We start from the raw sequence: 4,034 nt of genomic DNA, 5'->3' as shown, positions 1-4,034 counted from the left end.
CGCCCCCGTAAGACACTCGGCTGGCGCACTCCCGCAGAGGCGTTCAACGAGCACCTATGCTTGCTGGCAGGCAGTGTTGCAACGACTCCTTGAACTCAAGTTGGCAGCCGCGATCCGAGTGGAAGATCACCGCCGTGGTGGGACGGCGGTTGCGGCAGGCCGCCTTCAGGGCATCGGCGACCAGCTCGGTGCGCAGATGATCGGCGGTGGCCCACCCCACCACCCGCCGGGAGGCGATATCGATGACGGTGGCCAGATACAGCCGGCCCTCCTCCGTCGGGATATACGTGATGTCGCCGCACCAGCGGGTGTCGATCGCGGCCGGGTCGGGGGTGAACTGGCGCGGATGGATCGGCAGGCCTCATCACCGCCTGGTTTTACACTCCCGCCCACCGTCGATACCGCCACGCACCCGGCCTACCGACTCGGCGAGACGATCAGGATCCACGCTTCCTATGACCAAACCACCACCAGCGGCCGCTCTGGTCGCACGGCCCATTGCGTCCTCGACGGTGCTTTGGCCTGGCCACGACCACCGGCCTTGGGGCATTCTCGCCGGCAGGAAGACCTGAACAGCTCCACGCGAAGTCGTCCAAGCCTAAGTGTCGTGTCGCAGTTCAACACGTGTCCCTTCCGCCAACTTCATCTGAAAGGGACAGTGGACCGCTGACCTGTATATCCGTTGTTTCCTACGTCGTTACCACTGGAACCCCGAAACGGCCCTCCACTCGGGTCGGCGCGACCAAGTGCAAAGTAGCTCTGCGTAAGCGCTGGTGGTGGAGGGGTGACCGCAGGCCCGGCCTGTTGTTGGGTCAATGTCCACGGGCGCACGTCACCACGAGGTTCGCGACAACGCCGACCGCTTCTCCCCCGTTGGACAGATCAACGCCGAAGCCGACACATCCCCCAAGAAGCGATCGACGCCTGACAGGAGACCGGGCCGCGGCGGGGTCCGCAGCGAGTTCCCAGAGACCTGCGGCAGATCGCCGGTGCAGTCGATGCCCCCGAGTTAACGGAAGAGTTACTTCCTGAAGCAAAACGGCAAGCCTGGAGGCGACCCATCCGCGTCAGGCCGGGCCGAGGACGCAGAACTCGTTGCCTTCCGGCTTGCCGAACAGGCGGACGATACCGGTGCGAGGGGTGAGGGAGACCGTCGTCGAGCCGCAGGCGCGCACTCCTCAGCGCGGGCGCCGGCACCCAGCAGCGTGAAGATGATGGCCGCGTGCGCACCATCCGTCCTTGAAGACGGTGAAACTTTCATCCAAGGGCGCGGGCCAGGGACTCGGCTCTGCGGTGGTCGTACGGTGCGGCCAGGCGTTCGGCGGTCGCCATCGCCTGCTCGGCCGCCCGCCTGGCCTGCCTTCGCCCGCCCAGGGCGGCCAGGATCAGCGCGAGGGCCCAGCCGATCCGGGCGGCGGCGCCGGGGTTGCGGGCGGCGTACCGGGAGAGGTGCCCGAGCAGGAGGGGGGCCACGGTCCGGTCCTGCCCCGCGTCCCCGAGCAGCTCGGCGAGGCCGGTCCAGCACTCCAGCATGCCGGGCTGCACCGCCGGCAGCCGCTCGGCCAGCGTCAGCGCCTCGGCCAGCGCCGCGGGCGCCCGCGCCGGCTCCAGGCGAGCCGCGATGGTGAGCAGGCGCAGCTCCTGGATCGTGCGGCTCGCCGGGCTGTCGCGCAGGCCGATCTCCTTCGCGTGCGTACGCCGCCGCTCGTGCGAGGCGCGGGCGGCCGCCAGCAGCTCCCGGATCCGCTCCACCGGCACCCCGTCCAGGCGCAACAGCGCTTCCGCCCGGCCGGTCAGGCACCAGTGGCGGCCGATGTCGTCCCCGCCCACCCGCGCGACCGCCAGCTCCTCCGTCTCCGCATACCCGGTGGCCGCCGCGGCGAACTCGCCCTGCCACAGCGCGGTCTCGGCGAGCATGCCGGCGCAGTTCTCGGCCACCCGCGGGTCGATCGTCCGCGACCGTCCCTCCGTGAACGACCGCCTGGCGTCCTCGAAACGGCCCGCGTGGAGCAGATCGATCCCGCGGGCCAGCCAGGCCCGGTGCACGGCCTCGTCCGGGTGGTCGATGCCGGAAAGTGCCTGGTTGGCGAGGCTGCCGTAGCGGGTGGCGATCCGGTGGCGGCCGGCGAGGCGGGCGATGGTGGCGAAGTTCGCGTAGGACTCGGCGCGCAGGGCGGGGTCGGTGCCGCGGTCGGCGGCGTTGAGCTGGCGCAGCGAGGTCACCAGCATCACGGGGAGGTCCTGCTGGTGGTAGGCGAGCCGGGCGAGCAAGGTCAGCGCCTGCGCGGCCTCGGCCTCGTCCGTACGGGGTACGGGGAGGAGACGGCGGGCGGCCGTGATCGGCAGGAGTCGGTGGGCGGCCTGGCGGGTGGCTGCGGTCAGGAGAGCGGTCGCGAGGCCGGTGGGGGTGGTGGGGAGTGGCTCACCGAGCGTGTCGAGGGCGGCGCGGGCCAGGCGGGTGGCGGCGTGTTCCCTGGCGAGCTGGTGGGAGCTCACCGCGGCCATCCGGAGCAGGCGGGCCCGCAGGCGCAGGTCTTCCGGAGGGCGGTCGAGGTGCTCGCGGACGATCGCCACCGACTCCTCGTACAGGCGCAATCGCAGGCACAACGTCCAGTAGTGGTCCAGGAAGCGCGGCTGCCCGGACACCCGCCAGGCCAGGCGGATGTTGTCCATCTCGGCGCCGAGCACGCGGACGACCTCGGCGTCCGAGCCGTCCTGGAGCGCGGTGGCGTGCCGGTCGAGGAGGCGGGCGTAATGGCGGGTGTGCCGTTCGCGTACCCCCGGGTCCTCCAAGTGGGCGGCGGCGAGCTGCTGGATGAGAGGGTGGAGGGTGTACCGGCCGGACGGGGTGAGCTGCAGCATGCTGTGGTCGACCAGGTGGACCAGCACCTCAGGGCTGGTTCCGGCGACCTCCAGGGCCGCGCGCAGGGTGCAGCCGCCGCCGAACACCGACAACGCCGCCAGCGCCGCCCGCCTCGCCGGGTCGAGCAGCCGCCAGGACGTCTCGAAGACCGTACGCATGCTCGCGTGCCTGGACCGTGCGGCGGGCCCGGACATGGAGAGCAGCCCCGTGTCCACGCCGAGGCGTTCGGCCAGGTCGGCGCACGGCACGGCACGCAGCAGGCCGGCCGCCAGCTCGATCGCCAACGGCAGCCCGCCGGTCACGGCGCAGATCGCGGCCACCAGCGGGGCCTCGCGCTCGGGGTCGAACCCCGGCCAGGCCTTGAGCGCCCGCACGACGAACAACGCCTCGGCGGCCGACTCGGCAAGCCCCTCCACCGGGACGATCACCTGCCCGGGCACGTCCAGCCGCCGCCGGCTGGTCGCCAGCACCCGCACACCCGGCGCCACCCGCAGGATCTCCGCGATCACCCCGTCGAAGGACGGCAGATGTTCGAGATTGTCGAGCACCAGCAGCGTCGAGCGACCGGCGAGGGCGGCGAGCAGCAGCTCGGCGGCGGGCCGCGGCGGCGAGAGGTCCACGCCGAGCCGGCGCGCGAGCGTCGTCACAGCCGCCTCCGCCCGCACCCCGGCAAAAGACACGAACGCGACATCCGCCGAGGAGGGGGAGGCGGCGTTGCGCTCGCCGGCTCGCGCGGAGGATAGGGACGCGGTGTCGTGCTTCCTGGTCCCCGTGGAGGAGAGGGACGCGGCATCCCGGCCCCCGGCCTCCGCCGCGGCGATGGCCAGGCGGGTCTTGCCGATGCCGCCCGGGCCCGACAGGGTGATCAGGCGTTCCCGGGACAGCAGGGCACGTAGACGGCGGATGTCGGACTCGCGGCCGACCAGCTCCGACCCGGGGACCGGCAGGGCAGCCCGGCGGGCGGTCGCGGGCCGGGGCGTGAGGTCCTGGCGGAGCGCGCGGGTCTCGGGTGCGGGATCGACGCCCAGCTCGCGCGCCAGCCGCAGGCGCAGCTCCTCGTAGCAGGCCAGGGCCGCGGCCCGGTTCCCGGTCCTGGCCGCCAGCTGGCCAGGGTCGGGCGGGGCTGACCCTCGCGGGGCCGGTCGGGCGAGACCGGAAAAGTACACGGCTG

The 4,034-nt window shown here is 72.5% G+C and carries 1 protein-coding gene and 1 pseudogene; both read right to left on the bottom strand.

Annotated elements, in window-relative coordinates; genetic code table 11:
- Window positions 1-100: 100 nt before the first annotated feature.
- Window positions 101-319, bottom strand: a pseudogene (locus tag ABZ260_RS47955) (DDE-type integrase/transposase/recombinase); the annotation flags it as partial.
- Between the two features lie 938 nt (window positions 320-1,257).
- A partial coding sequence (locus tag ABZ260_RS47950; protein WP_355631768.1) for a BTAD domain-containing putative transcriptional regulator occupies window positions 1,258-4,034 on the bottom strand: 2,777 nt, incomplete at its 5' end.

Origin of the sequence: Streptosporangium sp. NPDC006013, assembly GCF_040614275.1 — a bacterium.
In the GTDB taxonomy this organism is placed as follows: domain Bacteria; phylum Actinomycetota; class Actinomycetes; order Streptosporangiales; family Streptosporangiaceae; genus Streptosporangium.
Note: the sequence above shows the minus strand (reverse complement) of the source record. Positions and strands in the feature narration are given on the sequence as shown.